Source organism: Desemzia sp. FAM 23988 (assembly GCF_045528365.1).
Lineage (GTDB): Bacteria > Bacillota > Bacilli > Lactobacillales > Carnobacteriaceae > Desemzia.
This window is the reverse complement of the sequence record NZ_JBGQQS010000006.1, coordinates 94,710-121,091: the sequence shown is the minus strand read 5'-3', so window position 1 is coordinate 121,091 and position 26,382 is coordinate 94,710. Positions and strand designations below refer to the sequence as shown.

Below are 26,382 nucleotides of genomic sequence, written 5' to 3'. Positions count from 1 at the left end.
TATTTTCTACTTACCAACGTCAAATGTTGTAGAACCTAAGATAAACTAAACAAAAACAAGAGCTTAGTCGTTTTTTTGGCTAAGCTCTTGTTTTTGTTTTACCTACTTTTCCATCTTGTATCCGACTATTTCCATACCACACATTTTTCCTTGGTCTTCATAAGTTTGTTGAGTGTGAAAATCTTCTAATTTAATGTAAATAGAATTAGAAAAACCTTCTTTGATTGGAAGAGACATTGATCCTTTTTTGGGGGCGATTAGTTCACCAAATTGAGAAGGTTGAGCGCTAATAGTCAGCCGAGCATGAGTATTCTCCAAAACAATTTTAATTTTTTGAGAAGTTAACTGCTCGATGGACATTTTGCTTCTATTATAAGTGGCAAACCTATATTCCCTTTGATGAACCAGTAGATTACAAATAAAACCTTCGAAAACAGCCTTCATAAATGGGATATCTGCTACAGAGAAAAACAAACTAGTCTCTGTATTTGTAAAGGTATTGCTTTGAAGCCAGAGATATTGTTTAGGAAAAGAAGTTCCCCAATCTTTTTCTATATATCCTGTCCCTTCTGTAAAATCAATTAAGCGGTGATTGATTTTGACATAACCGCTTAAATGGTGCTTCATACTAATAACTCCATGATAACATTCCATAAATGGAACATAAGAGAATGGACCCATAATAGTTGGATTTAAGGTGGATTTCTTAATAGGGTATAAATGAGCTAACCTAAAAGACCCTTTGATGGTCAGTCCTTCTTTTTTTAACAATACAGAAACCTTGTCTTCGCTAAAAGTATTGGGACCGATTTGAACTTGAAATGGTTTATCTCGAGAAATAAATTGATCAAGAGGGTAACGAAAATAGTCTGTTTTTATAAGAGGATGATTCTCTTTATCTTTTGTCACTGAAATGTATTGAACAAAACAATGTTTGTCATTATCATTTAAACTGATACCTGGAATAAAACTGATTAGTTCATTTTCGTCTTTAGTGACTTGTTTAAAATACCAGCCTTCAAAGTAGTGCTTTTTGTCTAAATTTCCTTGAAATAAAATAGGATTCATTGTTTTAAACATCTATACACCTCCAAACCATTGTCAATAGAAGACAACGTGACTTTTATTTAGTATAGCGTTTATTCCACTAAAAAGTCGATTTGAAAGCTCAGAGAGTCAGATGCAGGGTTAAACGAAATTAATTTATTTTCTCTCATTTAATATTGACTCAGACATGAATATCTTAAGGAAACTAAAGGCTTCTGGTTACCAAAATTCTTGCAAATTATGCTACGATAATAGATGATGAAATAAACTGAAGAGAGGTGCAAAGAGATGAGCAATGTAAAAAGACTTACCCAAGAAAATTTTGAAGAAGCCTACGATTTGGCTGCGTATGCATTTAATTTTGATCCAGACAGTACTTCGAAAGAAAAATTTCGTTCTTTTTTTGATGCAGCGGATACATTTGGGACTTTTCACGATGAAGAGTTAAGCAGTCAACTGCAGGTTCTGCCTTTGGAAATTTATCTTCATGGAGCAGTCTTGTCTATGGGCGGAATTGGTTTTGTTTCCAGCTATCCTGAGACAAGAGGGATGGGAAGTATCAAAAAACTATTTGTAGAAGTTTTAAATGACATGAAGACTAAAGGGATGGTTCTCTCTTATCTTGATCCTTTTTCATACCCTTTTTATCGAAAGTTTGGTTACGAGGTCGCTTTCAATGAAGTCAGATATGAAATAGCTGCTGCAAACTTGCCTAGAACAGAAACGTATGAAGGCAGTGTCACACGAGCAAAATGGAATACAGCTAAAGAACAACTGAAAAAAATATACCAAGATAAATATGCTGAAACGATTGGACCAATCAAACGATCAGACTGGAGTTGGGAGCGTAAAGTTGAACAGCATAAAATGCAAAAAATAGCTTTTTATGAAGATGCTGCCAATCAGCCAAAAGGGTATGTCATCTACCATTTTAATACAGCAGAACAGAATCAATTTGTTATTGATGAAATGATTTATTTAGATCAAGAAGCATTTGTTGGATTATGGCAGTTCATAGGCTCACATCAAACATCGTTTGAAAAATTTGTTTACCTAGCGGGTGAAGAGGAATATATTGCGGATATGTTCCCTGAGTTAACAATTAAAAAAGAAGTAAAACCCTTTATGATGGCTCGCATAATCAACATTGAATCCTTTTTGCTGCAATATCCTTTTAAAGAAAAAGCCCAAACCACTCTTTATTTGAGAGTGAAGGACGAAGTGGCCGATTGGAATCAGGGATTGTGGAAAGTGGAACTGAGAACTACCGGACGAAAAGTCACTAAGATGAGGGATGAAAAAAAAGTGAAAGATTCAGATATTTTAACAGCATCTATTCAAACATGGACACAACTCTTTATGAATTCTCGAACTATGGAAGGACTTCACTTTCATCAGAGAATAACTGGGAGTATTCCAGCTGCTGTTGATTTAGCCAACAGAATTCCAAACGGTACTCCTCAATTATATGATCACTTTTGACGATCAATTCAGGTGAGTTAGCTGATGTAAATCAGACAATAAAGAAGGTGGAAAAGAATTGTATCCTGAAACAAGAAAAATAATCCAGAAATTAAGAGAAGAAAAAATCATTCCTGGAACAAGTTACGGTTTTATAGAAGGGGAAAAACAGTATCGTTATAGAGAAGGATATGCTGCTGTTTATCCAGATAAAGAAGCCATTCAAGAAAATCAATTATATGATGTAGCTTCTTTGACAAAAGTCATGATGACGACAACGGTTATTTTACAATTGATCGAAGAAGGTAAAGTGAGACTTGATGAGGCAGTGCAAACTTATCTGCCTGATTTTTCTTCTCCTAAAGTAACGATCAGACACCTTTTGACGCATACCTCAGCCATCAAAGGCTATATTCCAAATCGCGATGCTTTAGCTGAAGAAGAACTGAAAAATTCTATTTTACAGCTTCCGGTTGAGGACACGATTGGAAAACAAGTAGTCTATACCGATACCGGAATGATTTTATTGGGCTTTTTGATTGAAGAGGTCGAAGGAGAAATGTTAACCAAGGTATTTGAAAAAAGAGTTCTCCAACCTTTAAACTTAATGGATTCATCCTTCCATCCTAATCATCCAAGACGTTGTGCTCCTACCGAGATTCATCCAAAGCGTGGTTTGATTCGCGGCGAAGTTCATGATCCGAAAGCTTATGTGCTAGGTGATCATTGTGGGAGTGCAGGACTATTTTCTTCATTAAATGATTGTTTGAAATTTGCTCAAATGATCTTGAATAAAGGCGAATTAGACGGTGTAAGGATTTTACAACAACAAACAGTGGAGAAATTAATGAAAGATTGGACGCCAACAGGTGATTTGAAACGCTCGCTTGGGTGGAATTTAAAAGGGCTAGAGGAGCGTCCTGTTTTATTTCATACGGGATTTACAGGAACGTTTATGCTGTTGGACGTTTATCAGAATAAAGCATTTATCTTTTTATCCAATCGAGTTCATCCTAAAAGTGATACACCGGTTTATTTAAAGAAAAGGGACGAAGTAGTAAATAGTTATTTGCTTGAAAGGAATAAAGTGACAGCAACAGAAGAAGCACCTTTTTGAAACGGTTGCATTGTGTTAAAATAGGAAAGAATAATATAAATAAAAATAACTAAGAATAGTTAAATCAGGATACAAGTAGGAGGAAAAAACGTGATTGAACCATTGTTTTTAGAAGCTGTTATGCAAGAAAAAATTTGGGGTGGATCAAAGCTGAAAGAAGAATTCGGCTATGACATTCCTAGTGATAAAGTAGGAGAATGTTGGGCAATCAGTGCCCACCCAAATGGACCTAGTACCGTGATCAATGGACCTTATAAAGGGTTGAAATTAAATGAAGTGTGGGAACAACATCGAGAAGTGTTCGGAAACGCAGACGGAGAAGTTTTTCCTTTATTGACTAAAATTTTAGACGCTGCTGATGATTTATCTGTCCAAGTTCATCCGGACGATGCTTACGGACTGGAGCACGAAGGGGAATTAGGAAAAACGGAATGCTGGTATGTCATTGATGCTGAAGAAGGTTCAGAAATCATTTATGGTCACCATGCAACCTCAAAAGAAGAACTGAAAGAGATGATCAATAATGGAGAATGGGACAAATTATTGAACCGAGTATCGGTTAAGAAAGGCGACTTTTTCTTTGTCCCAAGCGGCACGATTCATGCTATTGGCGGAGGGATCATGATTCTTGAAACTCAACAATCCAGCGACACCACTTATCGTGTCTATGACTACGATCGTAAAGGTGACGATGGGAAACCAAGAGAGCTTCATTTGAAGCAGTCGGTGGATGTAACAACAGTGCCTAGTATTGACCCTAACTCATCACCTGAAACAGAAACTTATCAAAATGTGAACATCACTACATTTGTAAAAAATGATTTCTTCAATGTGTATGAATGGGAAATCAACGGAGTAGCTACCTTTGAACATACAGCTCCTTATACTTTAGTTAGTGTGCTTGATGGAGAAGGCGAACTGATCATAGATGACTCCAAACTGTACGAACTAAAAAAAGGGATGCACTTTATCCTTCCAAATGACCTAAAAGCATGGTCAATAGATGGAACTTTACAAATCATAGCCTCAACGCCAGGAGAAAAAATATAAGCATGCAACTGAACTAAGCATGTGGAGTGCCTCGTTCAGCTCTGACAGAAACATATATGATTAAAGACAAAAGGCAAGCAAAAACCTGTTTATGGGTATTTGCTTGCCTTTTGAGTTATTCTACTGTGACTAGTAAGTAATAAGTTTTTCCATCTAATAAAGCGTAGACTTGGTGTTCGAATACGATTCATCATTCAGTTGGGCTTAATGATGATAAGAGACGTTTCTTTATCAAACAGGTTAGACATGTGATATTGTTAGCACCTCATATTCCTACAGGAGTATCTATAAGGTCTAGAATTAAAAGACAGTTATTTTTTACCTATCAACAGCAAAAAAATGCGGAAACAGTAAAAGTATTTTGTTTTAAATCGGTTGTTGATACTACATTTTGCTGCAGCAGATAATTGTCTTTTCCATATCCTGCCTTGTACTTTAATAGAATTTACAGTATAATTTTAAAGGATTCTTAGGAGAGAAATGAGGATATTATCGGATGGCTCAGTTATTTTTTAAGTACGGTGCAATGAATAGTGGAAAGACAATTGAAATATTAAAAGTCGCGCATAATTATGAAGAACAAAATAAACCTGTTATCATTATGACAAGCGGTATTGATAATCGTGATGAGATCGGCGTGGTTTCCAGCCGAATTGGTTTACGAAGAAACGGCGTAGCTATTTTTGAAGAGACCGATATTCTTACTGTGATAGAAGAATTGGATTTTGAACCAGCTTGTGTATTATTAGATGAAGCACAATTTTTAACAAAAGAACACATTATCCAATTGACTCAAATTGTGGATAATTTGAATATCCCGGTTATGGCATTCGGATTGAAAAATGATTTTCAAAATGAATTGTTTGAAGGCTCAAAATACTTATTGCTTTACGCAGATAAGATCGAAGAAATGAAAACTATTTGCTGGTATTGTCATAAAAAAGCCACAATGAATATGCGCGTTGTAGATGGTGTCCCTGTTTATACAGGGGAACAAATCCAAATCGGTGGAAATGAAGCCTATTTCCCTGTTTGTCGCAAACATTACCATCACCCCCCAATTACTGAATGATGAAAGCAGAAAAGAGGAATTTAAATGTTTGATCAGTTAGAAAGCGTTATTGGTCGCTACGAAGAACTGAATGAATTGTTAAGTGATCCGGAAGTCATTACGGACACCAAACGTTTTATGAAACTGTCTAAAGAAGAAGGTAGTATTCGCGAGACAGTTACGACTTATAAACGATATAAAGAGATTCAAGAAGAGATCAAAGAAACAGAAGAAATTCTTGGAGAAAAAATCGATGCTGAAATGGCAGAGATGGCTAAAGAAGAATTGTCCAGCTTAAAAGCAGAAAAAGAAGAGTATGAAGAAAAAATCAAAATCCTGATGTTGCCAAAAGATGAAAATGATGACAAGAATATTATCATGGAAATTCGTGGAGCAGCTGGAGGAGATGAAGCTCAATTATTTGCCGGAGACTTGTTTAACATGTATCAACGTTATGCTGAAGCACAAGGTTGGAAAACAGAAGTATTGAATGCCAACATTACAGGTATTGGCGGGTACAAAGAGATTACGTTTATGATCACAGGGACCAACGTATATTCAAAATTGAAATTTGAAAATGGAGCGCACCGTGTGCAACGTGTACCACAAACAGAATCTCAAGGACGAATCCACACGTCTACGGCTACTGTAGTTGTTATGCCGGAAGCGGAAGAAGTAGAGTTAGACATTGCTGATAACGATATTCGAACAGATATTTATCATGCCAGTGGTGCTGGTGGACAGCATGTTAATAAAACGGCCTCTGCAGTTCGGTTAACTCATATTCCAACTGGTATTGCTGTTGCGATGCAAGATGAACGTTCTCAAATCAAAAATAGAGAAAAAGCGATGAAAGTATTGCGAGCACGTGTTTACGATCAAGTACAAAGCGAAGCTCAAAGTGAGTATGATGCTGAACGTAAATTGGCTGTAGGAACAGGTGACCGTTCAGAACGAATCAGAACATACAATTTTCCGCAAAACCGCATCACTGATCACAGAATTGGGTTAACGATCCAAAAATTAGATCAAATTCTATCTGGTAAGTTAGATGAAGTAGTCGATGCTTTAGTTCTGTTCGACCAAACTTCAAAAATGGAGCAGATGAAGAATAATGAATACTAATTCAACGTATAGAGAAGTCCTGAAATGGGCTTCTTCTTTTTTAGAGAGCAGTGGAAAAGAAGGGATTGCGGCAGAACGTTTATTGATGGAGCGTCAGAATTGGACACGAACAAATTTTGTATTGCATTTGCACGAAGAGATGCCTTCTGATGTTAAACGTCAATTATTAGCAGATATTGCAGAGTATGGCGGAGGAAGACCTCTTCAACATATACTAGGTTATGAATGGTTTTATGGGTTAAAGTTTAAAGTTACGCACAATACGCTCATTCCTCGCCCTGAAACAGAAGAAATCGTTGACCGTTTTCTTCAGCAGACCAAGCAGAAAAGCTCTTTAAAAGTATTGGATATCGGAACAGGCACTGGAGCTATCGCCATAACGATAAAAAAAGAACGTCCTCAATATGAAGTCACAGCAACAGATCTATCAGCGAAAGCTCTAGCTGTAGCGAAAGAAAATGCAGAGACCAATAAAGTATCCGTTCGATTTAGAGAAGGGGATCTCACTCATCCTGTAGAATCTGAAAAGTTTGATGTTATTCTTTCAAATCCTCCTTATATTGGTGAGGATGAAAAAGACGTTATGGATCAAAGTGTGTTGGATTATGAGCCTCCGATGGCGTTATTTGCTGAGAATAAAGGTCTATTGATTTATCAGCGCTTAGCAACAGAATTGCCGCAACTGTTATTGCCAAATGGACAAATTTACTTAGAGATTGGTTACAAGCAAGGACAGAAAGTAAAAGAACTCTTTGAACAAGCTTTTCCGAATAGCCTTGTTCGAGTAGAAAAGGATTTGAGCGGACATGACCGTCTGTTGTTTGTACAAACTTAAAATTGGGTGATCGTTCAATAGAAAGAAGGAAATAATTGTGGAAACAAAACTTTTTCATCTATCAGAAATAAAGGAAGCAGCTGCATGGATTAAAAAAGGCGAATTGATTTCTTTTCCTACTGAGACAGTATATGGATTAGGAGCAGATGCTAAAAATGAACAAGCGGTACAAAAAGTGTATCAGGCAAAAGGACGTCCTAGTGATAATCCTTTAATCGTTCATATAGCTTCAAAAGAAGATGTCCAGAATTACGTGAAAGAAATCCCGGCAGTAGCAGAAACGTTAATGGATCAATTTTGGCCCGGACCATTGACACTTATCTTTAAAGTCAAAGAAAGTGTTTTTGCCAATACAGTTACTGCAGGTTTAGACAGTGTAGCGATCCGTATGCCAAATAATGAAGCAACGTTGGAGCTTATAAAAGAAGCGGACACACCCTTAGTGGGTCCCAGTGCAAACACATCTGGAAAACCGAGTCCAACAACTGCTATGCATGTGTATCATGATTTAAAGGGGAAAATTGCGGGGATTCTAGATGATGGAGAGACTGGTGTGGGCCTGGAATCAACCGTTTTAGACATTACAGATCCTGAAAATCCTACCATTCTTCGACCAGGCGGCATTTCAAAAACTGAATTAGAAGAAGTGATCGGTTTCGTCAGTGTAGATCAACATTTAGTTTCTAGTGAGGAAACGCCTAAAGCGCCAGGAATGAAATACAAACATTACTCTCCTAATGAGCCCGTCATAATTGTCGATGGCAGCCAACAACTATGGGAAAGTGCGATCAAGCACTACCAATCTCTTGGAGAAAAAGTTGGCTTAATGGCAAATGAGAGTATTGTAGCTGCTTTTTCAGACCCGACAATAGAAAGCTTTTCATTGGGGGAAGAAGGCAATATCCAAACCGCTTCACACAGAATGTATGCGGGGTTAAGACACTTTGAGAAGACAGAAGCTAGTATTATATTAGCTGAGCCTTATCCTGAAACAGGACTTGGAATAGCGTACATGAATCGGCTGAAAAAAGCAGCAGCTAATCAGTATTATAAGAATCATGTGTAAAAAACTTCTTTTCTATTGTAAGGATTCTCTGTTAATGAGCTTTTCTCATTCAAGCAGAGAGCACAAAAAAATAAAAACACTGCATTTATAGTATGCGGAAGCAGGAGTAAGAACACCTGCTTCCGTCTCATTTGAAGACGTTTACTAGCTTTTTTTATGTTTATTTTGTTTGGTTCTGCTTGACAGACAGGAGACAAAAATAGAAAATATGTAGAAGCAGAAAGCCGTTTAATAAAATCGGGTAGACGACTGTTGTGAAAATCAAAAAAAGATTGGTATAGAAATAAAGGATGTGGCTGATAATGGAAAATCATCAATGGGATAAAGAAATATTTGACGCAATTGAACAAGAAAAGCAGCGCCAAGAACAGAATATTGAATTGATTGCATCAGAAAATTTTGTTTCGCAAGCAGTATTGTCTGCACAAGGAAGCATTTTGACGAATAAGTATGCTGAAGGATATCCTGGTAAAAGGTATTATGGCGGCTGTGAGTACATAGATGTTATTGAAAATCTAGCAATCGAACGAGCAAAAAAATTATTTAATGCAGAGTATGCAAATGTTCAACCACATTCTGGTTCTAGTGCAAATATGGCTGCGTATAATGCTTTGTTGGAACCTGGAGATATTGTTTTAGGAATGGATTTGACCCATGGAGGTCACTTGACACATGGATCGCCTGTAAATTTCAGTGGAAAAACGTATCATTTTGTGCCATATGGCGTAGATCAAGAATCTGAACAAATTGATTATGATAAGGTAAGGGAATTAGCTGTTCAACACAAACCGAAATTAATTATTGCAGGAGCAAGTGCTTATCCACGAGCCATTGATTTTAAGAAATTCCGCGAAATAGCTGATGAAGTAGGCGCTTATTTTATGGTAGACATGGCTCATATTGCTGGCTTAGTCGCGACAGGAGTGCATCAGAATCCAGTTCCTTATGCGGATGTAGTTACGACGACTACCCATAAAACATTGCGTGGTCCACGTGGCGGAATGATATTAGCAAAAGAAAAATTTGCGAAGAAATTGAATAGTGCTATTTTTCCAGGAATTCAAGGTGGGCCATTAGAACACATCATTGCCGGTAAAGCTGTAGCTTTGAAAGAAGCTATGCAACCTGATTTTACAACATACGCACAACAAATAGTAGAAAATGCCCAAGCCATGGTGGAAGTGTTCAACCAATCAAAAGCACGTTTGATCAGTGGTGGGACAGATAATCATTTATTGTTGTTGGATGTGCGAGGCTTTGAGTTGAATGGCAAGAAAGCTGAAAAATTATTAGATGAAGTAGGGATAACCGTAAATAAAAACACTATTCCTTTTGAAGAACTGAGCCCTATGAAAACTAGTGGTATCAGAATTGGTACTCCGGCCATCACAACTCGTCATTTTGACGCAGCAGATTCTAAAAAAGTGGCAATATTAATTGTGGCAACATTGGAAGCTAAAGATGATAATGAAAAGCTGGATGAAATCAAGCTGGAAGTCAGACGTTTAACAACCGACAGACCCTTGTATGCGATAGATTGAGAATCCTTTTTTACTACTGATTTTACTCAGCAAGAAAAGAATAAGGGCTGTTTCTTTTTGATAAGGGCTTCTGGTTGTAATAAAAAAACACAACGAGTAAAATAATAGATGAGAATTTATTTATTTTTCTGATAAAAGATGAATATTCCAGTATAATCAATATGTTTGAATGAAAATTTCCAAGGGGGCAAAAAAATGGCAAAACTTGAAGTAATGGATCACCCATTAATCCAACATAAGTTAACTATTATTAGAGACAAAAATACAGGAACAAAGGTTTTTAGAGAAGTGGTTAACGAAATCGCCCGCTTAATGGCATATGAAGTATCAAGAGATATGCCGTTACAAGATGTTGAAATAGAAACACCTTTAGTTAAAAGTGTTCAAAAAGAAATTGCAGGAAAAAAAGTGGCCATTATTCCTATTTTACGTGCTGGTTTAGGCATGGTAGACGGCATGTTGGATTTAATCCCGGCAGCTAAAGTAGGTCACGTGGGAATGTATCGTGATCATGAAACTTTTGAACCCGTTGAGTATTTTGTGAAATTGCCTTCTGATATCAAAGAACGTCAATTATTTGTTGTAGACCCCATGTTAGCTACAGGTGGATCAGCTATTGCAGCTATTGATTCATTGAAAAAACGTGGCGGCTCGTCTATAAAATTTGTTTGTTTAGTTGCGGCACCAGAAGGGGTAAAAGCATTACAAGAAGCTCATCCTGATGTCGATATTTATACGGCTTCTTTAGATGAAAAATTAAACGAAGACGGATATATTTTACCAGGTCTGGGAGATGCAGGCGATCGGTTATTCGGCACTCTATAGGGTGTAAAAACCAAAAATTGATATTTATCAGTTTTTGGTTTTTCTTTATTTAAAAGTGTAAACGGTTCAAAAGTTTGTGAAAAGCAAGTGGTTGGTTGTTTAAAAACGTTTTTATACCAGTAGTTAAAACTATTTATTCTAATTTCACATAATTTCTTTGAAATTAATTTCGCTTGGTGGTATGATGTCAATTGTCTGATAAGAGAGACAAAAAACAGGTTTTTTTGTCCTGCATCAGAAAAAGTTTCTATTATAAAGATTGATTCTTGAGAAAGAAGGTGAAAGTATTGGAACATGAAACATTGACTAGTGAATTTCTGGGGTTAAGCTTTGATCTCACTACCACACTAGTAACAGTCGCAACATGCGTGATCGTTTTTTTGATTGTTTTTATTTGTACGCGCAACTTGCAACTTAAACCAACAGGTAAACAAAATTTTATAGAATGGGTCATCGATTTTGTAAGCAATATTGTGTCAACGTCGATTCCGGGAAAACGTGGAGACCGTTTTAAATTACTTGGATTTACATTGTTCTTATTTGTATTTGTCTCTAACATGTTAGGGTTGCCTTTAGTGTTAGTGATAGATGATATCCAGTGGTGGAAGAGTCCTACTGCCGACCCGATCGTAACGTTATCTTTGGCAATGATGGTGATTTTGTTGTCACATTTCTTCGGGGTTCAAGAACAAGGATTTAAAAACTATTTCTTAAATAGTTATATACGTCCGGTACCGTTCCTGTTGCCTATAAAACTCTTTGAAGAGTTTACAAATACATTGACCTTAGCTTTGCGTTTATATGGGAATATATTTGCTGGAGAAATTTTGATTGGTCTGATAGCTGGTTTAGCCAATAGTTTTGGAGCAGTAACTTGGATCGTAGGAGTGCCTCTTCAAATAGCATGGCAAGCCTTTTCTGTATTTATAGGAAGTATTCAAGCATTTGTCTTTACTACTTTAAGTATGGTGTACATTTCTCATAAAATAGGTCATGAAGAAACTGTCAAGCACGAAGAATATATAGAAGCAAAATAGTGTACGAAATATAAAAAATGAGTTATTACAAACAAGGAGGAAATTATAATGGGTTTAATCGGAGCAGCAATTGCAGTAGCAGGAGCAGCAATAGGAGCGGCACTTGGATCAAGTCGTGTCATTTCAAAAACAGTAGAGTCTATCGCACGTCAACCAGAAATGAAGGGTGAACTACAAACATTAATGTATATCGGTGTTGGTTTAGTAGAGGCGATTCCAATCATGGGCGTTGTTATTGCGTTTATCCTTGTATTTCAATAATAAGTGTATAGAAAAAAGTAACCATCTAAATAACTTTGATTGTCGAAGGAAGAGACGAAGCTTATGTAAATATTTGGGTAAAATGGGAGGAGCAACAAGGAATGTTCAACCAATTAGCTTTAGGCGCTGCTACTAGTGCGGGTAACACACTGGTAGTACTTATTTCTTTCTTAATTTTATTACTATTATTGAAGAAATTCGCATGGAAACCAGTTACTGAAATGATGGAAAAGCGTTCAGAAACGATAGCCAATGATTTGGATAATGCAAAAAATGCCAAAGATGAAGCTAGCCGCCTAGCAACGGAACAACAAAATAAATTAGCAGATATGCAAAAAGAATCAGCAATCATTATTGAACAAGCACAAACGAATGCAGCCAAAATCGAAAAAGACTTACTTGAAGAAACGAAACAGTCTATTGCTCAAATGAAAAAGCAAGCTAAAATGGACGTCGAGTTTGAGAGACAAAGAGCACTTGATGAAGCAAAAAGTGAAATTAGTCAATTATCTCTTCAAATAGCTGAAAAATTGATCGGAAAAGAAATTGATGGCCAAACCCATGCTCAATTAGTCGATGAATTTATCGAAAGGTTGGCTGATTCAAATGAAACTGAATAGGAATATGGATGATGGACAATTAGCACGAGCTTTTTATGAGGATGCTCGAGAAAAAGGACAATTGAATGTTGTTTTTGACAATATGATGGATGTTCGTCAGATTTTGCAGAATAACCCTGATTTAGGAGCGTTTTTTGATAATAAAGCTATTGAAAAAGCAAATAAAGAGCAGGTGATGCACGATCTTTTGCAGAACTTTACTGAATTAACAAAAAGTTTTGTCCACACTATCTATGATTATCAGATGATGAGTGGATTAAATCATATTGTGAATGAATTTGAAAAAGTTTATGACTACCATAATCGAACAGTAGTCGCAAAAGTAACCACTGCGATTCCTTTAACAGAAGAACAAAAACAACGTTTAACGGATGCTTTTGCTAAAAAAATGAGAGCAAAAAAAGTTATTTTCAATGAATTTGTGAAGCCTGAAATTTTGGGCGGCGTTATTATCGAAACGGAAGATCAAGTTATTGATGGCAGTGTGCGCTTCAATTTTGAAAAATTAAAAAAACAAATTCTTTGATCTAGAATGACTTTAAAGAGGTGAGAAGTAAATGGGCAAGAAAGCTGAAGAAATTAGTATGCTGATAAAAAATCAAATTGAAGGTTACAGCAATGAGTTGGTTATTGATGAAGTCGGAACAGTTAGTTATGTCGGAGACGGAATTGCTCGTGCGTTTGGGTTGAAAAACGTGATGTCAGGTGAACTTGTAGAATTTGCAAATGGTGTTTACGGAATGGCTCAAAACTTAGAAGTAGATGACGTAGGGATTATTATACTAGGTGCGTTTGACGGAATTCGTGAAGGCGATAAAGTAAAACGTACTGGCCGTATCATGGAAGTTCCAGTAGGGGAAGAACTTATTGGCCGTGTTGTCAATCCGCTAGGACAACCTGTTGACGGCCTTGGGGATATTCAAACTTCTCAAACCCGTGAAGTTGAAACAGAAGCTCCTGGAGTAATGCAGCGTCAATCCGTTAAAGAACCTTTACAAACAGGTATCAAAGCTATTGATGCCCTTGTTCCTATTGGAAGAGGCCAACGTGAATTGGTTATCGGTGACCGTAAAACAGGTAAAACCAGTTTAGCTATCGATACTATCTTAAATCAAAAAGGTAAAGACACTATTTGTATTTATGTAGCTATCGGTCAAAAAGAATCTACTGTACGGTCTCAAGTAGAAACGTTGAAACGTTATGGTGCTTTAGAATACACAATTATCGTAACAGCTAGTGCTTCGCAACCTGCACCTTTACTTTACATTGCGCCTTACTCAGGTTTAGCAATGGGTGAAGAGTTTATGTACAATGGAAAACACGTTTTGATCGTATTTGATGATTTAAGTAAACAAGCAGCGGCCTATCGAGAACTTTCTTTGCTGTTGCGTCGTCCGCCAGGTCGTGAAGCTTATCCTGGAGATGTCTTTTACTTGCACTCTCGTCTATTAGAAAGAGCAGCAAAACTAAGCGACGCTTTGGGTGGCGGTTCTATGACAGCTATTCCTTTCGTAGAAACACAAGCAGGAGATATTTCAGCTTATATTCCAACCAACGTAATCTCGATTACAGATGGACAGATTTTCTTGGAAAATGAATTGTTCTATTCTGGAGTAAGACCTGCTATAGCAGCTGGCTTATCGGTATCTCGTGTTGGGGGATCGGCTCAAATCAAAGCGATGAAAAAAGTCTCTGGTACTTTGCGTCTGGATTTAGCGAGCTATAGAGAATTAGAGTCTTTTACTCAATTCGGATCTGATTTAGATGCAGCTACGCAAGCAAAATTAAATCGTGGACAAAGAACAGTAGAAGTATTAAAACAAGATTTGCATAATCCAATTCCAGTTGAAAAACAAGTCATTATTTTTTATGCTTTGACACATGGATTCCTTGATTCAATTCCTGTACGTTCACTAAGAAGCTATGAAAAGCAATTGTATGTATTTTTGGATAATCAGCACAACGAAATCCTAACAGAAATACAAGAAACAAAAGATCTCCCTGCTGAAGAGGAATTAGATGCGGTCCTTTCAGAATTCAATACAGCGTTTAACGCAACTTATACTGACATCAATCGCTAAAAGAGGATCCTAAGTTAAGGCGGTGAATAAAAGTGGCAGAATCCTTACAAGATATTAAAAAACGTATTCAATCAACGAAGAAAACAAGCAATATCACCAAGGCTATGCAAATGGTCTCAGCAGCAAAGTTGGGTAAACAAGAACAGCTCAATAAGGGGTTTCAAGTTTATTCTTCTAAAGTTAGAGAAATGGTCGTTCACCTAGCACAAACGCAATTAGCGTTATTGGAGGATTCCGACCTTATTGGTACGAATTCTCCTTCGAACATTAATTTTCATGATATGTTGATTGAACGACCAGTTAAAAAAACAGGCTACATCATCATCAGCTCGGATACTGGTTTAGCTGGAGCTTACAACAGTTCAGTAATTAAAACGACGATCGATATGATCCAACGAGACCATCAGTCTCCCGATGAGTATATTTTTATGGCTATTGGTCGAACAGCTGCTGAATTCTTTAAAAATCGGGGCATGAATGTTGTTTATGAGTTAGACAACTTGAGTGATCAGCCCGCATTTGATGAAATACGAGCAGTGGCTCGTCAAATTGTAGAAATGTATAAAAATGAAGTCTTTGATGAGTTGTATCTTTGCTACAATCATCATGTAAATACGATTACATTCCAATACAGAGCCGAAAAAATATTGCCCTTAACAGACTTAGATGTTTCAGAAGCTGATAAATTAGAATTTGAACAAGATTATATTTATGAGCCTTCCAAGGAAGAAATATTAGATTTACTGTTGCCGCAATATGCTGAAAGTTTACTTTATGGGGCTATTTTAGATGCTAAAACAGCTGAGCATGCCGCGCGTATGACGGCCATGAAAGGTGCAACAGACAACGCGAAAAAAATTATCGATGACTTATCGATTAAATACAATCGTGCTAGACAAGCCGCTATAACTGAAGAAATTACCGAAATTATAGGCGGAACTGAAGGATTAAAATAAAAAATGAATTACACGGTAAGTGAATGGGAGGAAGAGGAATGAGTACTGGTCATATTGTGCAAGTAATTGGTCCGGTTGTCGATGTAGAATTCCCATTAAACGGAACTCTTCCTGAAATCAACTATGCTTTAGTAGTTGAAGCAGGAACCGATGAACAGTCAAGCAACAATTCGGGCTCTTCTCAAGAAGAAACAGTTATTCTAGAAGTTTCTTTGCAACTTGGGAATGGAGTAGTACGTACTATCGCAATGGAATCTACTGACGGATTACAAAGAGGAATGCGGGTGAAAAGTACTGGCAGCCCAATTTCTGTACCTGTTGGGGAAGAGACATTGGGCCGTATGTTCAATGTTCTAGGAGAACCAATTGATCAAAAAGAACCTTTTAGTGAAGATACTAGACGAGATCCAATTCACCGGACAGCTCCTTCTTTTAATGAATTAGAAGCCAGCACATCTATTTTGGAAACGGGGATCAAAGTTATTGATTTACTTGCGCCTTATTTAAAAGGTGGGAAAATTGGATTATTCGGTGGAGCTGGTGTTGGGAAAACAGTGTTGATCCAAGAATTGATTCACAATATCTCCGAAGAACACGGCGGAATTTCTGTTTTTGCTGGAGTAGGAGAACGAACACGTGAAGGAAATGATCTTTATTTTGAAATGATCGATTCTGGGGTTATCAAACGTACAGCTATGGTGTTTGGTCAAATGAATGAGCCGCCTGGTGCACGGATGCGGGTAGCTTTAACAGGTTTGACAATGGCAGAGTACTTTAGAGATGAAGCTGGTCAAGATGTTTTGCTCTTTATTGATAATATTTATCGATTTACACAAGCTGGTTCGGAAGTTTCTGCTTTGCTTGGCCGTATGCCTTCAGCTGTTGGTTATCAACCAACATTGGCAACTGAGATGGGACAATTGCAAGAACGGATCACTTCTACAACAAGAGGGTCGATTACTTCTATTCAAGCTATTTATGTGCCTGCGGATGATTATACTGACCCCGCCCCAGCAACAACTTTTGCCCACTTGGATGCTACAACAAACTTAGAACGTCGATTAACTGAACAAGGAATCTATCCGGCAGTTGATCCATTAGCGTCTTCATCAAGTGCTCTTTCTCCAGAAATTGTAGGGGAGGAACATTATGAGGTCGCCACAGAAGTCCAACATACGCTGCAACGCTACCAAGAATTGCAAGATATTATTGCTATTTTAGGTATGGATGAATTATCGGATCACGAAAAAATCGTTGTATCCAGAGCACGAAGAGTTCAATTGTTCTTGTCTCAAAACTTTCATGTAGCTGAAGCTTTTACAGGGTTACCTGGTTCTTATGTACCTGTAGCTGAAACAGTTAAAGGGTTTAAAGAAATTTTAGATGGACGTTATGATGATCTTCCAGAAGATGCTTTCCGAAATGTGGGAAGAATCGAAGAAGCAGTTAAAAAAGCAGAAAAAATGAAATACTAATCCACTAAAGCAAAAGCACTGATTGAGGGATTACTCTTAAATAAGTGCTTTTCAAGAGGAGGAATGACGAATGGCGGAATTACGTGTGCAAATAGTCGCGCCATCAGGAGTTATATATGATCACAGAGCTTCTATGGTAAGTGCTAGAGCAGTAGATGGAGACATCAGTATTTTACCTAACCATACTCCTATCATTGTTCCGTTAGCCATTCATGCTGTTCGTATAAAGCGAATATCCATTGATACAGAGGACTGGGTAGCTGTAAATGGCGGAGTACTGGAAGTTAGAAATAATATTTGCTCTATTGTAGCAGATAGTGCTGAAAGAGCCCGTGATATTGATATCGAGAGAGCCTTTGAAGAAAAACACCGTGCTGAAGAAAATATGCAACGTTTATCGGGGATTAAATCCAATCAAGATTATAAACGTGCTTCGATTTCTCTGCACAAAGCACTTAATCGGATCAATGTATCGAAAAATAAAAGATTGTAGCTAATCTCAAAAACGGCCAAAAAGGAAATCCTTTTTGGCCGTTTTTTTGCTTTTATGTAGTAAGATAGTTAGGGAAATGCAAATTACCTATATAGACGGGCAAAAGGAAAGAGAACAGACTAAATTTATTAGAATTTAATGTAAATGGATTAAAAAAATGCTATTGATAACGTTATCACAAACAAGTTTCATGTAAAAAGATTACAATTGTGTTACTATTTGTAAGAAGAGAGAGGTAGATGAGGAATGAACTTTATTGGTATTCAAGCAGCTGGCACATTAATATCCCATATATTTTTTATATTATTGACTTTTTGGGCACTGCAAGCTGTTCGTGTAGAAAAAATCATACGAAAGTATCATGTCAGTCAAGCAAAAGTACTTTATCTATTGGTTTCAATTGCTATTGGCTATTTAGTGAGTACATTTTTTATTGAATTTATTTTATCTTCGCAAAATTTACTCTTTCTTCTTGAATAATCAAGTCGTGATAACTTTATGACAAATGCTGATTTCAATTGTTTTCTACAATTTGCTTATGCTATAATGCACAAAGTTGTATGGATTTGTTTTAGTTCTAGAATTAATTTCTAGAGAAATCCGGAAAGCAACTCATATTCGGAGGGATATAAAAATGGAAAAAATTATTGTTCGAGGAGGCAAACGCCTCGAGGGTACTGTTAAGGTTGAAGGCGCAAAAAACGCTGTATTACCCATTTTAGCTGCTTCTATCTTAGCAAGTGAAGGCCAAACTAAATTAACCAATGTTCCTATCTTATCAGACATATTCACTTTAAACCAAGTATTGAGACACTTAAACTTAGAGGTTGATTTTAACCAAGATAAAAAAGAAATTAGCTTAGATGCTACAAAGGGATTGAATTTTGAAGCTCCTTTTGAGTACATGAGTAAAATGCGCGCTTCTATTGTCGTAATGGGGCCTTTATTAGCTCGTTTAGGGCACGCAAAGGTAGCTTTGCCAGGAGGATGCGCAATTGGAACAAGACCGATTGATCTGCATTTAAAAGGCTTTGAAGCAATGGGGGCTAAAATCAACATTGAGAGCGGCTATATTGAAGCTTTTGCTGATCAATTACATGGAGCTCATATTTACTTAGATTTTCCTAGTGTTGGAGCTACTCAAAATATTATGATGGCAGCTACTTTAGCAGAAGGCGTAACGACTATCGAAAACGTAGCACGTGAGCCTGAAATAGTGGATTTAGCTATTTTCTTAAATCGTATGGGAGCTAAAGTTGTTGGCGCCGGTACCGAAACGATTCGTATCGAGGGGACAAAAGAATTACATTCAGCAACTCACAGTATCATTCCTGATCGTATTGAAGCAGGTACGTTCATGGTAGCGGCTGCTATCACAAATGGAGATGTCTTTATTGAAGATGCGATTCCAGAGCACAACAAACCTTTGATTTCAAAATTAAAAGAAATGGGCGTTGCTTTTGAGATGAAATCAAAAGGAATGCGTGTTATGGGCCCTAAAGTGTTAAAAGCTACGGATGTAAAAACTATGCCTCACCCTGGATTTCCAACAGATATGCAGGCACAAATGTCTGTAGCCCAAGTTCTTGCACAAGGTACAAGTGTCATGAAAGAAACAGTATTCGAAAACCGCTTCATGCACATGGAAGAATTACGTCGTATGGACGCTGACTTCAAAGTAGAAGGACAGACGGTCATTATCTCAGGAAGCGCAGCATTACAAGGAGCAGAGGTTTCTGCTACCGATTTAAGAGCAGCTGCAGCTTTGATCCTTGCTGGGTTAGTCTCTAAAGGATATACAACAGTAACTCACTTGGAACACTTAGATCGCGGCTATTATCAATTCCATCAAAAACTGAAACAATTAAGCGGAGATGTTATCCGTGTAGATGATTCTATTTCGAGTGAAAATACAGAAAAAGAATTATCCGACTTATTCGTATAGAATCAATTCTTGTTTTATATGATTGATTAAATGAAGAAAAAATAAAAACGATAATGTTGAGGTGAATGCCGATCATTGTCGTTTTTACGCTCTTCTCAGGGACAAAAGTGGTACAGTAGTATTACATTTACAATAAATTTCAAAACGTCTTTTCCTATTAAATTGTTTTGTGCTATAATTTGTTAGATGGTTACATTTACTATTGTCACCATGGTTAATAATGGCCTGAGAGGAGAACAAAACAAATGGCTAAAGATATTGGAATAGATTTAGGTACTGCCAATGTATTAATACATGTAAAAGGAAAAGGAATCGTTTTAAACGAGCCTTCAGTTGTTGCTATTGATGTAATGACTAAGAAAGTATTAGCAGTCGGAGAAGAAGCGTACTTAATGGTGGGACGTACACCTGGAAACATAAAAGCTATTCGTCCATTAGAAGGCGGCGTTATAGCTGATTTTGATACTACAGAAGCAATGCTGACTCACTTTATTGATAAATTGAATGTAAAAGGATTTTTATCAAAACCGAATATTTTAATTTGCTGTCCAACAAACATTACTGCGATCGAGCAAAAAGCGATCATTGAAGCAGCTGAAAAAAGCGGCGGTAAAAATGTGTTCTTAGAAGAAGAACCTAAAGTAGCAGCTATTGGTGCTGGAATGGACATTTTCCAACCAAGCGGAAATATGGTAATTGATATCGGTGGCGGTACAAGTGATATAGCGGTATTGTCAATGGGCGGGATTGTTACAAGCCGTTCTATAAAAGTTGCCGGTGATACATTAGATAATGAGATCATTCAATACGTGAAAAAAACTCACAAATTATTGATCGGTGAACGTACTGCTGAAACGATCAAAAAAGAAATCGGAACTGTCTTTAAAGGACGTCGCGAAGATTCAATGGAAGTTCGTGGACGTGACATGGTTTCTGGTTTACCTAGAACGATAACGATCACTTCTAATGAAGTGCAAATAGCGACAGCAGATCCAATGATGCAAATTGTTGAAGTAGCTAAAGTAGTGCTAGAACAAACTCCTCCAGAATTATCTGCAGATATTATTGACCGCGGAATCATTTTAACTGGTGGTGGAGCTTTACTGGATGGTATTGAACAGTTATTTACTGAAGAATTAAAAGTTCCTGTATTTACTGCTGAACATCCGTTGGATTCTGTTGCATTAGGAACAGGAATTCTTTTGGAAAATATGTCTAAAAAGAACCGTAGATTTTAAATTTGTGCTAAAGAGGTGGAACAATGACTAAGAAGAAAATTTTAATCAATACGTTGTCTTTTGTGTTAAAAATCATGCTTGTCATTGTATTAATCGTCCTGGCGTTTGTTATTGGAGCAATGGTTGGATATGGAGTACTCGGAGATGGCGAACCGGCTGGAGTTTTTGATCCGGCTATTTGGGAAAACATTTTTAATTACTTTAAAAGCCCCACTATCCTTAATTAACGTAAAAACCTAAATCTGATCTTAGATATACTTACCTTCCGAGTTAAGTGTGTATAAGGTCTTTTTTTTTTAGATAAATTAACGAATCTGACTTTTTTTGCCTATATTATACTATCTATAAAAAAATAGGAGGGTTCATATGAATCAAGTCAGTGTGATAGGAAGAATAGTGAGAGATATTGAGTTGAAAGAATTAGGAGAGGGAAAACAGGTGGTTAATAATACCATAGCTATCCCCATGGCGTTTAAAAAAGATAGTGGGCAAGATACCGATTTTATTCCGATCGTAGCTTGGAATAAGACAGCTGTTTTACTGCATCAGTATTGTAAAAAAGGAAATCTCATTGGCTTAACAGGGAGGATGCAATCAAGGTCCTATCTGAATAAAGAAAATGAAACTATTTACGTTGTCGAGATGGTAGTGAATACAGTTCAATTTTTATCCAATAAACCAAAAGAAGAAACAAGTCAGCCGGTCCAAGTACCCAATATACCTGTACTTCAAACGACTGAAAATGCAGCAGCTGCAAATGTTGGAAACTAAAAACGGATGCTGAAGTGACTGAAGAGGAGCGAGTGTAAAATCTCGTTCCTCTTTATTTATGAAAGTATAGCTGAGTAGAGTGAGTTTATATCTTTTGTTCTTAAAAAAAGTAGAAAGAATAAAATGCTACTGAAAATAAAATAACTGGATAAACATAGAAGAAGATTTGATTTATCTCACAAGGTAAATGTGCATCTAAAAAACGCAGCAAAGTGCGGTTACACCACTTAAATATTTCATAGACATTCCTACTGAAACGATTTCAAATACTACCATACTATAACAAAAGTTTTTTAAAAAGATATCTTTTATTGAAAAAACTCTTTTAAATCCATTGATTGTTTGTGATATGTTTCTTTAGAAGTCCTTGAAAATAGAGTATAATGGAAAGAAAGCGGGATGGAAGAGGGGATATTTTGAAAATTTTAATGATTGAGGACAACCCATCTGTAGGTGAAATGATGGATATGTTTTTCCAAAAAGAAAACTGGCAAGCTGATTTTATACAAGATGGAAAAGAGGGTCTTGAAAAGTTCATGCAGGAAAAAGACCAATGGGATTTGGTGATTTTAGATTTAAACTTACCTAGCATGGACGGGATGCAGATCTGCCGTGAAATACGCAAAGTGTCTGTGTCTGTGCCTATTATCATGCTGACAGCTAAAGATACTGAAAGCGACCAAGTTATTGGCTTGGAAATGGGAGCAGATGATTACGTTACAAAACCTTTTAGTCCCTTAACACTTATTGCTCGTATAAAAGCTTTGCACAGAAGAGCCGATTTAGGCATGGAAGAAGCTGAAAAAAGTACTTCTTCAGAATTTGAGATCGAAACAACGTATTTAAAAATCAATAAGAAGACAAGAGAAGCTTTTTTATACGACAAACCAATTGATGGGCTGACTCCGAAAGAATTTGAATTGCTTTATACAATGGCAACGAGTCCCAAACAAGTTTTCTCAAGAGAGCAGTTACTAGCAATCGTTTGGGATTACGAATATTTTGGAGACGAAAGAACGGTCGATGCTCATATCAAGAAGTTGCGTCAGAAAATTGATAAAAATGGACCTCAAGTCATTCAAACCGTATGGGGAGTAGGGTATAAATTTGATGATTCAGAAATCAGTGTTTAATTTATTCCGAGTGGCGAAAGACTGTCGAACGAGGAGGTTGGATGATTGATGAAAATAAAATATTTTTACCAACAAATGCTGGCCTTTTTTGTAGTGATGATCACACTATTGATTATTATGACAGTTATTTTTCTGGAATTTACCCGTAACTCTACTTATCATGATACAGAAGAGCTGCTATTCGGTTACGCAGAAGCTCTTGTGGACGGAGATTTACAAGAGGACCAACTGGAAGATGCTCAATTTGTTTTGCAGAATCAAGAGGTCGTTGTCACGGTTTTTAACAGTGAAAACCAAATGGCTTATCCATCAACTGCAGTTTCATATTCCAGTGGAATCTCCGATGAAAACTTTGCACAGTTGAAAAATGGAGAGAGAATCACGTTAACTATTCAGGATAAAGATTTTTTCGGTAACCAAGTCGAAATTGCTTTGGTTTATTTACCGTTCTTTTCTCAAACGAATGGAGACTTTGCTGGTTTTATAGGAATCAGCTCTCCAATTAGCGGGATTGAAGAAAATTTAAGAGAAATGCGCAGCAATCTCTTTACAGCGTTTGTGATCTCTTCTTTAGGTGCGATTGTGATTGCTTTATTGTTTACTCGTTATCAAGTAGGACGTATCAATCGACTAAGAAATGCAACTCACCGTGTAGCAAAAGGGGATTTTGAGGTTCATTTAGAAAGTAGTGGACAAGATGAATTCGATGATTTAGCAAAAGACTTTAATAGCATGGCTCGCTCATTGAAAGAGTCTCAGCAAGAGATTGAGCGTCAAGAAGATCGGAGAAGGCAATTTATGGCCGATGCTGCTCATGAGATGCGAACACCTTTAACAACGATCAATGGCCTGTTGGAAGGGCTGGAACATGACATGATTCCAGAAAATCAAAAGACAAGAAGTTTACAGTTGATGCAAAATGAAACACGTCGCTTGATTCGCTTAGTAAATGAGAATCTGGATTACGAAAAAATCCGTTCCAATCAAATTTATTTAAGAAAGCAATCATTTAATGCATACAATGCTTTAGAAACCATCGTCGAACAGTTAAAAGGCAAAGCGCAGTCGGCTAATAATCAACTTCAATTTAGTTGTTCTGAAGAATTAGAGTTCTATGCAGATTATGACCGATTCGTACAAATCGTAGTCAATTTAGTACAAAATGCTATTCAATTTACAGAGAATGGGTTAATAACCATTACTGCTGAAAAAGATTTAGAGGGCAGTATCATCACTATTACAGATACTGGAATCGGCATGACTGAAGAGGAAGTTCGGAATATATGGGAACGGTACTATAAAGCAGACGCCTCCAGAAAGAGTACTAAATATGGAGAATCTGGTCTAGGATTAGCTATCGTCCATCAATTAGTTCAATTGCATGGAGGAAAAATCTCTGTAAAAAGTGAAGTCGGAAAAGGCAGTACTTTCACGATTATTTTTCCAGCTAAATCTAAGTTGAATACGCCAGAAAAATAATCAGATGTATTTTTACAAAAAAAGTAACTCGGATAAAACATAGTCAACTAAGACAGTTATCCAGTTTCCTACTGGCGTAGTGAAATAGGAAATAGAAAGAGCGGGGAGAAACCACGTTTAAAAAGACTCATTCCCAAATTTTGATGGTTAATTCCTTTAAATTTGGAGAAAGGGTCTTTTTTATGTATGGATTATATCAATATAGCCAGTAGAAGATTGCCTTGAGTTAGCGGATTGAATAAAAAGCGTGCCTCATTAAGGTCTGCTCAAATAAAGTTGCATGAAAATAATGTAAAAAGCAGAAGAGTGAATGAAATAACCATCCAATCTTCTGCTTTTTCGAATCTGCTAGTCAATTTTGAATATAGTTAAAATTGACTCGTTCTTCTTTGACGTAGAGATAATAGTGCATTGGAACAACCATCAGAATCTAAGATACGGATAAAAAAGAGTCTAGGTAAATAGTTTCATCACATTGTTTCATAACCGTATTATTGGATGTATAAATCAAAATCGCACATCCTTGTTGCCGACAAACATGTTTCAAAAACAGCGTCACTTCTTTCATATCCTTTTCTGGTAATTTAGCGATCCAATTATCCAATAAAATAATTTTAGTTTGGCAAAGAAAATGAGTCACCAATTGCACCTTTAAAATCGTTTCAAGCGGAAGATCAGCAAGAGGAATGGAAGATAAATGGTTTAAATCAATACCTGATTTTTCAAAAGTATCTTCAATAATTTGTTCTTTGTGTTTATTCTTTGGATCAGCGATTGAATAAGCCAATAAAATATTTTCTTTTAGACTTAAATATTCTACCGCCACAGGCTTTTGAAGCAATGTTCCAGGATAATCGCCCAGATGCTGTTTAAACAAATTCAAGAGATCTTGAAAAGAGTAATTTACAGACGAAAGGGAGTACAATTGCGGATTTAATTGATAGAGCTTATCTTGCCGGTCACGATTCTTTTTTTGCATAAAAGACACTCCTTATATGATTTAACGAATAGCCATTGGTAAGGCAATAAAAAAAACAACTACAGAGAGTCAGAAGCGTTTTTTAGTTGTTACATAAAAAATAACATAATTTGAAAAATAGATGAGGCAAAAAGAAATAGCATTTAAAAAGAGCGCAATGATAGGGAATTGATGTCGAACAGCTAACGTAAATAAATGTTCATTTTTAGAGCTGACTAAGAAAGGACGTATGTGAAAACGGGTAAATCCATGTCCGTTGATAATTGAATTGGGTTCAGGAGTTGATTGAATGGTCATGACTTCTGTCTGAGTTGCATGATCAAGTAGAATAGAGTTTTCAACTCTGGAAAGGAAATCAAACAACTGAGATTGGAAAAAGATATATAGAATAAATAGACACACCAGCGCTGCATTTAACACCATCAATTGTTCCAACGTGATTTGACAGCATAACTTACTGGATGGTTCATTAAGCAATAAATAAGAGCGGTATTCTTGCTTGCGAAAATGAAATAAGAGGAGCTGAACACAAATGATACTAATCATCCCTATAAAGATGAGCAGGAGGAAAAGTGGCTGGATAGTTAAAAATAAATGAGTTATTTTGCTGATTAGTTCTTCAAAAGGTTTGGCATAGAGAGAAGTATCGTATTCTTTGATAGTCTCTACAGAACTAGCGAGCTGTTCTGTAGAAGTAAGCAAATACAACATAAAACAGCCTAGGAGCAGGAAACAACTTAAGAAAAGGAAGTTGTATATAAATAACATACTGGTAGTTATGTGATGATGCCGCATG

27 protein-coding genes are annotated in these 26,382 nt (G+C 36.8%); 24 read left to right on the top strand and 3 right to left on the bottom strand.

The window, feature by feature from the left end; all coding sequences use genetic code 11:
- Positions 1–102: 102 nt before the first annotated feature.
- The gene (locus tag ACEN4L_RS05340) at positions 103–1,080 is read right to left on the bottom strand and encodes a tocopherol cyclase family protein (protein ID WP_407096531.1); all 978 of its coding nucleotides are present in this window, start codon (positions 1,078–1,080) and stop codon (positions 103–105) included.
- A gap of 255 nt (positions 1,081–1,335) precedes the next feature.
- Here ACEN4L_RS05340 and eis point away from each other — a divergent pair, with 255 nt between their 5' ends.
- The 24 genes from eis (at position 1,336) to ACEN4L_RS05220 (ending at position 24,607) form a co-directional block, all read left to right on the top strand.
- The gene (eis, locus tag ACEN4L_RS05335; protein WP_407096530.1) at positions 1,336–2,529 is read left to right on the top strand and encodes an enhanced intracellular survival protein Eis; all 1,194 of its coding nucleotides are present in this window, start codon (positions 1,336–1,338) and stop codon (positions 2,527–2,529) included.
- A 58-nt stretch (positions 2,530–2,587) separates the two neighbouring features.
- On the top strand, positions 2,588–3,625 hold the full coding sequence (locus ACEN4L_RS05330; protein WP_407096529.1) for a serine hydrolase domain-containing protein: 1,038 nt from the start codon (positions 2,588–2,590) through the stop codon (positions 3,623–3,625).
- A gap of 90 nt (positions 3,626–3,715) precedes the next feature.
- Positions 3,716–4,675 (top strand): mannose-6-phosphate isomerase, class I, encoded by a 960-nt coding sequence (manA, locus tag ACEN4L_RS05325; protein ID WP_407096528.1) that lies wholly within the window; start codon positions 3,716–3,718, stop codon positions 4,673–4,675.
- 496 nt (positions 4,676–5,171) lie between these two features.
- On the top strand, positions 5,172–5,747 hold the full coding sequence (locus tag ACEN4L_RS05320; RefSeq protein WP_407096527.1) for a thymidine kinase: 576 nt from the start codon (positions 5,172–5,174) through the stop codon (positions 5,745–5,747).
- Positions 5,748–5,771: 24 nt separating this feature from the next.
- Positions 5,772–6,851, top strand: a complete 1,080-nt coding sequence (gene prfA / locus ACEN4L_RS05315) for a peptide chain release factor 1 (RefSeq protein ID WP_407096526.1) — start codon at positions 5,772–5,774, stop codon at positions 6,849–6,851.
- The gene (gene prmC, locus ACEN4L_RS05310) at positions 6,841–7,686 is read left to right on the top strand and encodes a peptide chain release factor N(5)-glutamine methyltransferase (RefSeq protein ID WP_407096525.1); all 846 of its coding nucleotides are present in this window, start codon (positions 6,841–6,843) and stop codon (positions 7,684–7,686) included. Before prfA ends, prmC begins: the two co-directional genes overlap by 11 nt.
- Before the next feature lie 37 nt (positions 7,687–7,723).
- Complete coding sequence (locus ACEN4L_RS05305; RefSeq protein WP_407096524.1) at positions 7,724–8,752, top strand: L-threonylcarbamoyladenylate synthase; 1,029 nt, start codon at positions 7,724–7,726, stop codon at positions 8,750–8,752.
- Positions 8,753–9,054: 302 nt separating this feature from the next.
- A complete protein-coding gene (glyA, locus tag ACEN4L_RS05300) occupies positions 9,055–10,293 on the top strand; it encodes a serine hydroxymethyltransferase (protein WP_407096523.1) in 1,239 nt (412 codons plus the stop codon).
- Positions 10,294–10,488: 195 nt separating this feature from the next.
- Positions 10,489–11,118 (top strand): uracil phosphoribosyltransferase, encoded by a 630-nt coding sequence (gene upp, locus ACEN4L_RS05295; RefSeq protein WP_407096522.1) that lies wholly within the window; start codon positions 10,489–10,491, stop codon positions 11,116–11,118.
- A gap of 287 nt (positions 11,119–11,405) precedes the next feature.
- Positions 11,406–12,155 (top strand): F0F1 ATP synthase subunit A, encoded by a 750-nt coding sequence (atpB, locus tag ACEN4L_RS05290; RefSeq protein WP_407096521.1) that lies wholly within the window; start codon positions 11,406–11,408, stop codon positions 12,153–12,155.
- A 48-nt stretch (positions 12,156–12,203) separates the two neighbouring features.
- The gene (gene atpE / locus ACEN4L_RS05285) at positions 12,204–12,416 is read left to right on the top strand and encodes a F0F1 ATP synthase subunit C (protein WP_407096520.1); all 213 of its coding nucleotides are present in this window, start codon (positions 12,204–12,206) and stop codon (positions 12,414–12,416) included.
- Positions 12,417–12,517: 101 nt separating this feature from the next.
- Positions 12,518–13,036, top strand: a complete 519-nt coding sequence (gene atpF, locus ACEN4L_RS05280) for a F0F1 ATP synthase subunit B (protein ID WP_407096519.1) — start codon at positions 12,518–12,520, stop codon at positions 13,034–13,036.
- Positions 13,023–13,562, top strand: a complete 540-nt coding sequence (atpH, locus tag ACEN4L_RS05275) for an ATP synthase F1 subunit delta (RefSeq protein WP_407096518.1) — start codon at positions 13,023–13,025, stop codon at positions 13,560–13,562. Before atpF ends, atpH begins: the two co-directional genes overlap by 14 nt.
- Before the next feature lie 31 nt (positions 13,563–13,593).
- A complete protein-coding gene (atpA, locus tag ACEN4L_RS05270) occupies positions 13,594–15,117 on the top strand; it encodes a F0F1 ATP synthase subunit alpha (protein WP_407096517.1) in 1,524 nt (507 codons plus the stop codon).
- A gap of 32 nt (positions 15,118–15,149) precedes the next feature.
- Positions 15,150–16,073, top strand: a complete 924-nt coding sequence (locus ACEN4L_RS05265) for a F0F1 ATP synthase subunit gamma (protein ID WP_407096516.1) — start codon at positions 15,150–15,152, stop codon at positions 16,071–16,073.
- A 38-nt stretch (positions 16,074–16,111) separates the two neighbouring features.
- Positions 16,112–17,548 carry a F0F1 ATP synthase subunit beta gene (gene atpD / locus ACEN4L_RS05260; protein WP_407096515.1) on the top strand — a complete coding sequence of 479 codons (1,437 nt, stop codon included), beginning with the start codon at positions 16,112–16,114 and terminating at the stop codon, positions 17,546–17,548.
- A 70-nt stretch (positions 17,549–17,618) separates the two neighbouring features.
- A complete protein-coding gene (locus ACEN4L_RS05255) occupies positions 17,619–18,041 on the top strand; it encodes a F0F1 ATP synthase subunit epsilon (RefSeq protein ID WP_407096514.1) in 423 nt (140 codons plus the stop codon).
- A gap of 246 nt (positions 18,042–18,287) precedes the next feature.
- The gene (locus ACEN4L_RS05250) at positions 18,288–18,521 is read left to right on the top strand and encodes a DUF1146 family protein (protein WP_407096513.1); all 234 of its coding nucleotides are present in this window, start codon (positions 18,288–18,290) and stop codon (positions 18,519–18,521) included.
- A gap of 154 nt (positions 18,522–18,675) precedes the next feature.
- Positions 18,676–19,986 carry a UDP-N-acetylglucosamine 1-carboxyvinyltransferase gene (murA, locus tag ACEN4L_RS05245; RefSeq protein WP_407096512.1) on the top strand — a complete coding sequence of 437 codons (1,311 nt, stop codon included), beginning with the start codon at positions 18,676–18,678 and terminating at the stop codon, positions 19,984–19,986.
- A gap of 245 nt (positions 19,987–20,231) precedes the next feature.
- On the top strand, positions 20,232–21,224 hold the full coding sequence (locus ACEN4L_RS05240; protein ID WP_407096511.1) for a rod shape-determining protein: 993 nt from the start codon (positions 20,232–20,234) through the stop codon (positions 21,222–21,224).
- A 23-nt stretch (positions 21,225–21,247) separates the two neighbouring features.
- Complete coding sequence (locus tag ACEN4L_RS05235; protein WP_407096510.1) at positions 21,248–21,451, top strand: DNA-directed RNA polymerase subunit beta; 204 nt, start codon at positions 21,248–21,250, stop codon at positions 21,449–21,451.
- A 139-nt stretch (positions 21,452–21,590) separates the two neighbouring features.
- A complete protein-coding gene (locus tag ACEN4L_RS05230; RefSeq protein ID WP_407096509.1) occupies positions 21,591–21,995 on the top strand; it encodes a single-stranded DNA-binding protein in 405 nt (134 codons plus the stop codon).
- Between the two features lie 416 nt (positions 21,996–22,411).
- A complete protein-coding gene (locus ACEN4L_RS05225; protein ID WP_407096508.1) occupies positions 22,412–23,128 on the top strand; it encodes a response regulator in 717 nt (238 codons plus the stop codon).
- A gap of 48 nt (positions 23,129–23,176) precedes the next feature.
- Positions 23,177–24,607 (top strand): ATP-binding protein, encoded by a 1,431-nt coding sequence (locus tag ACEN4L_RS05220; protein WP_407096537.1) that lies wholly within the window; start codon positions 23,177–23,179, stop codon positions 24,605–24,607.
- Positions 24,608–25,037: 430 nt separating this feature from the next.
- On the opposite strand, the gene ACEN4L_RS05215 is transcribed toward ACEN4L_RS05220, so the two are convergent.
- On the bottom strand, positions 25,038–25,586 hold the full coding sequence (locus ACEN4L_RS05215) for a hypothetical protein (protein ID WP_407096507.1): 549 nt from the start codon (positions 25,584–25,586) through the stop codon (positions 25,038–25,040).
- A 69-nt stretch (positions 25,587–25,655) separates the two neighbouring features.
- Positions 25,656–26,297, bottom strand: a complete 642-nt coding sequence (locus ACEN4L_RS05210) for a hypothetical protein (RefSeq protein WP_407096506.1) — start codon at positions 26,295–26,297, stop codon at positions 25,656–25,658.
- Between the last annotated feature and the right edge of the window lie 85 nt (positions 26,298–26,382).

Excerpts from the sequence above, each read along its gene's own strand:
- eis (WP_407096530.1), top strand. The coding sequence starts at position 1,336 with ATGAGCAATGTAAAAAGACTTACCCAAGAAAATTTTGAAGAAGCCTAC.
- ACEN4L_RS05340 (WP_407096531.1), bottom strand. The coding sequence starts at position 1,080 with ATGTTTAAAACAATGAATCCTATTTTATTTCAAGGAAATTTAGACAAA.
- murA (WP_407096512.1), top strand. The coding sequence starts at position 18,676 with ATGGAAAAAATTATTGTTCGAGGAGGCAAACGCCTCGAGGGTACTGTT.
- ACEN4L_RS05240 (WP_407096511.1), top strand. The coding sequence starts at position 20,232 with ATGGCTAAAGATATTGGAATAGATTTAGGTACTGCCAATGTATTAATA.
- ACEN4L_RS05235 (WP_407096510.1), top strand. The coding sequence starts at position 21,248 with ATGACTAAGAAGAAAATTTTAATCAATACGTTGTCTTTTGTGTTAAAA.
- atpD (WP_407096515.1), top strand. The coding sequence starts at position 16,112 with ATGAGTACTGGTCATATTGTGCAAGTAATTGGTCCGGTTGTCGATGTA.
- atpE (WP_407096520.1), top strand. The coding sequence starts at position 12,204 with ATGGGTTTAATCGGAGCAGCAATTGCAGTAGCAGGAGCAGCAATAGGA.
- atpF (WP_407096519.1), top strand. The coding sequence starts at position 12,518 with ATGTTCAACCAATTAGCTTTAGGCGCTGCTACTAGTGCGGGTAACACA.
- prmC (WP_407096525.1), top strand. The coding sequence starts at position 6,841 with ATGAATACTAATTCAACGTATAGAGAAGTCCTGAAATGGGCTTCTTCT.
- atpA (WP_407096517.1), top strand. The coding sequence starts at position 13,594 with ATGGGCAAGAAAGCTGAAGAAATTAGTATGCTGATAAAAAATCAAATT.
- ACEN4L_RS05320 (WP_407096527.1), top strand. The coding sequence starts at position 5,172 with ATGGCTCAGTTATTTTTTAAGTACGGTGCAATGAATAGTGGAAAGACA.
- prfA (WP_407096526.1), top strand. The coding sequence starts at position 5,772 with ATGTTTGATCAGTTAGAAAGCGTTATTGGTCGCTACGAAGAACTGAAT.
- ACEN4L_RS05220 (WP_407096537.1), top strand. The coding sequence starts at position 23,177 with ATGAAAATAAAATATTTTTACCAACAAATGCTGGCCTTTTTTGTAGTG.
- ACEN4L_RS05250 (WP_407096513.1), top strand. The coding sequence starts at position 18,288 with ATGAACTTTATTGGTATTCAAGCAGCTGGCACATTAATATCCCATATA.
- ACEN4L_RS05255 (WP_407096514.1), top strand. The coding sequence starts at position 17,619 with ATGGCGGAATTACGTGTGCAAATAGTCGCGCCATCAGGAGTTATATAT.
- ACEN4L_RS05230 (WP_407096509.1), top strand. The coding sequence starts at position 21,591 with ATGAATCAAGTCAGTGTGATAGGAAGAATAGTGAGAGATATTGAGTTG.
- glyA (WP_407096523.1), top strand. The coding sequence starts at position 9,055 with ATGGAAAATCATCAATGGGATAAAGAAATATTTGACGCAATTGAACAA.
- atpH (WP_407096518.1), top strand. The coding sequence starts at position 13,023 with ATGAAACTGAATAGGAATATGGATGATGGACAATTAGCACGAGCTTTT.
- ACEN4L_RS05210 (WP_407096506.1), bottom strand. The coding sequence starts at position 26,297 with ATGTTGTATTTGCTTACTTCTACAGAACAGCTCGCTAGTTCTGTAGAG.
- ACEN4L_RS05215 (WP_407096507.1), bottom strand. The coding sequence starts at position 25,586 with ATGCAAAAAAAGAATCGTGACCGGCAAGATAAGCTCTATCAATTAAAT.
- upp (WP_407096522.1), top strand. The coding sequence starts at position 10,489 with ATGGCAAAACTTGAAGTAATGGATCACCCATTAATCCAACATAAGTTA.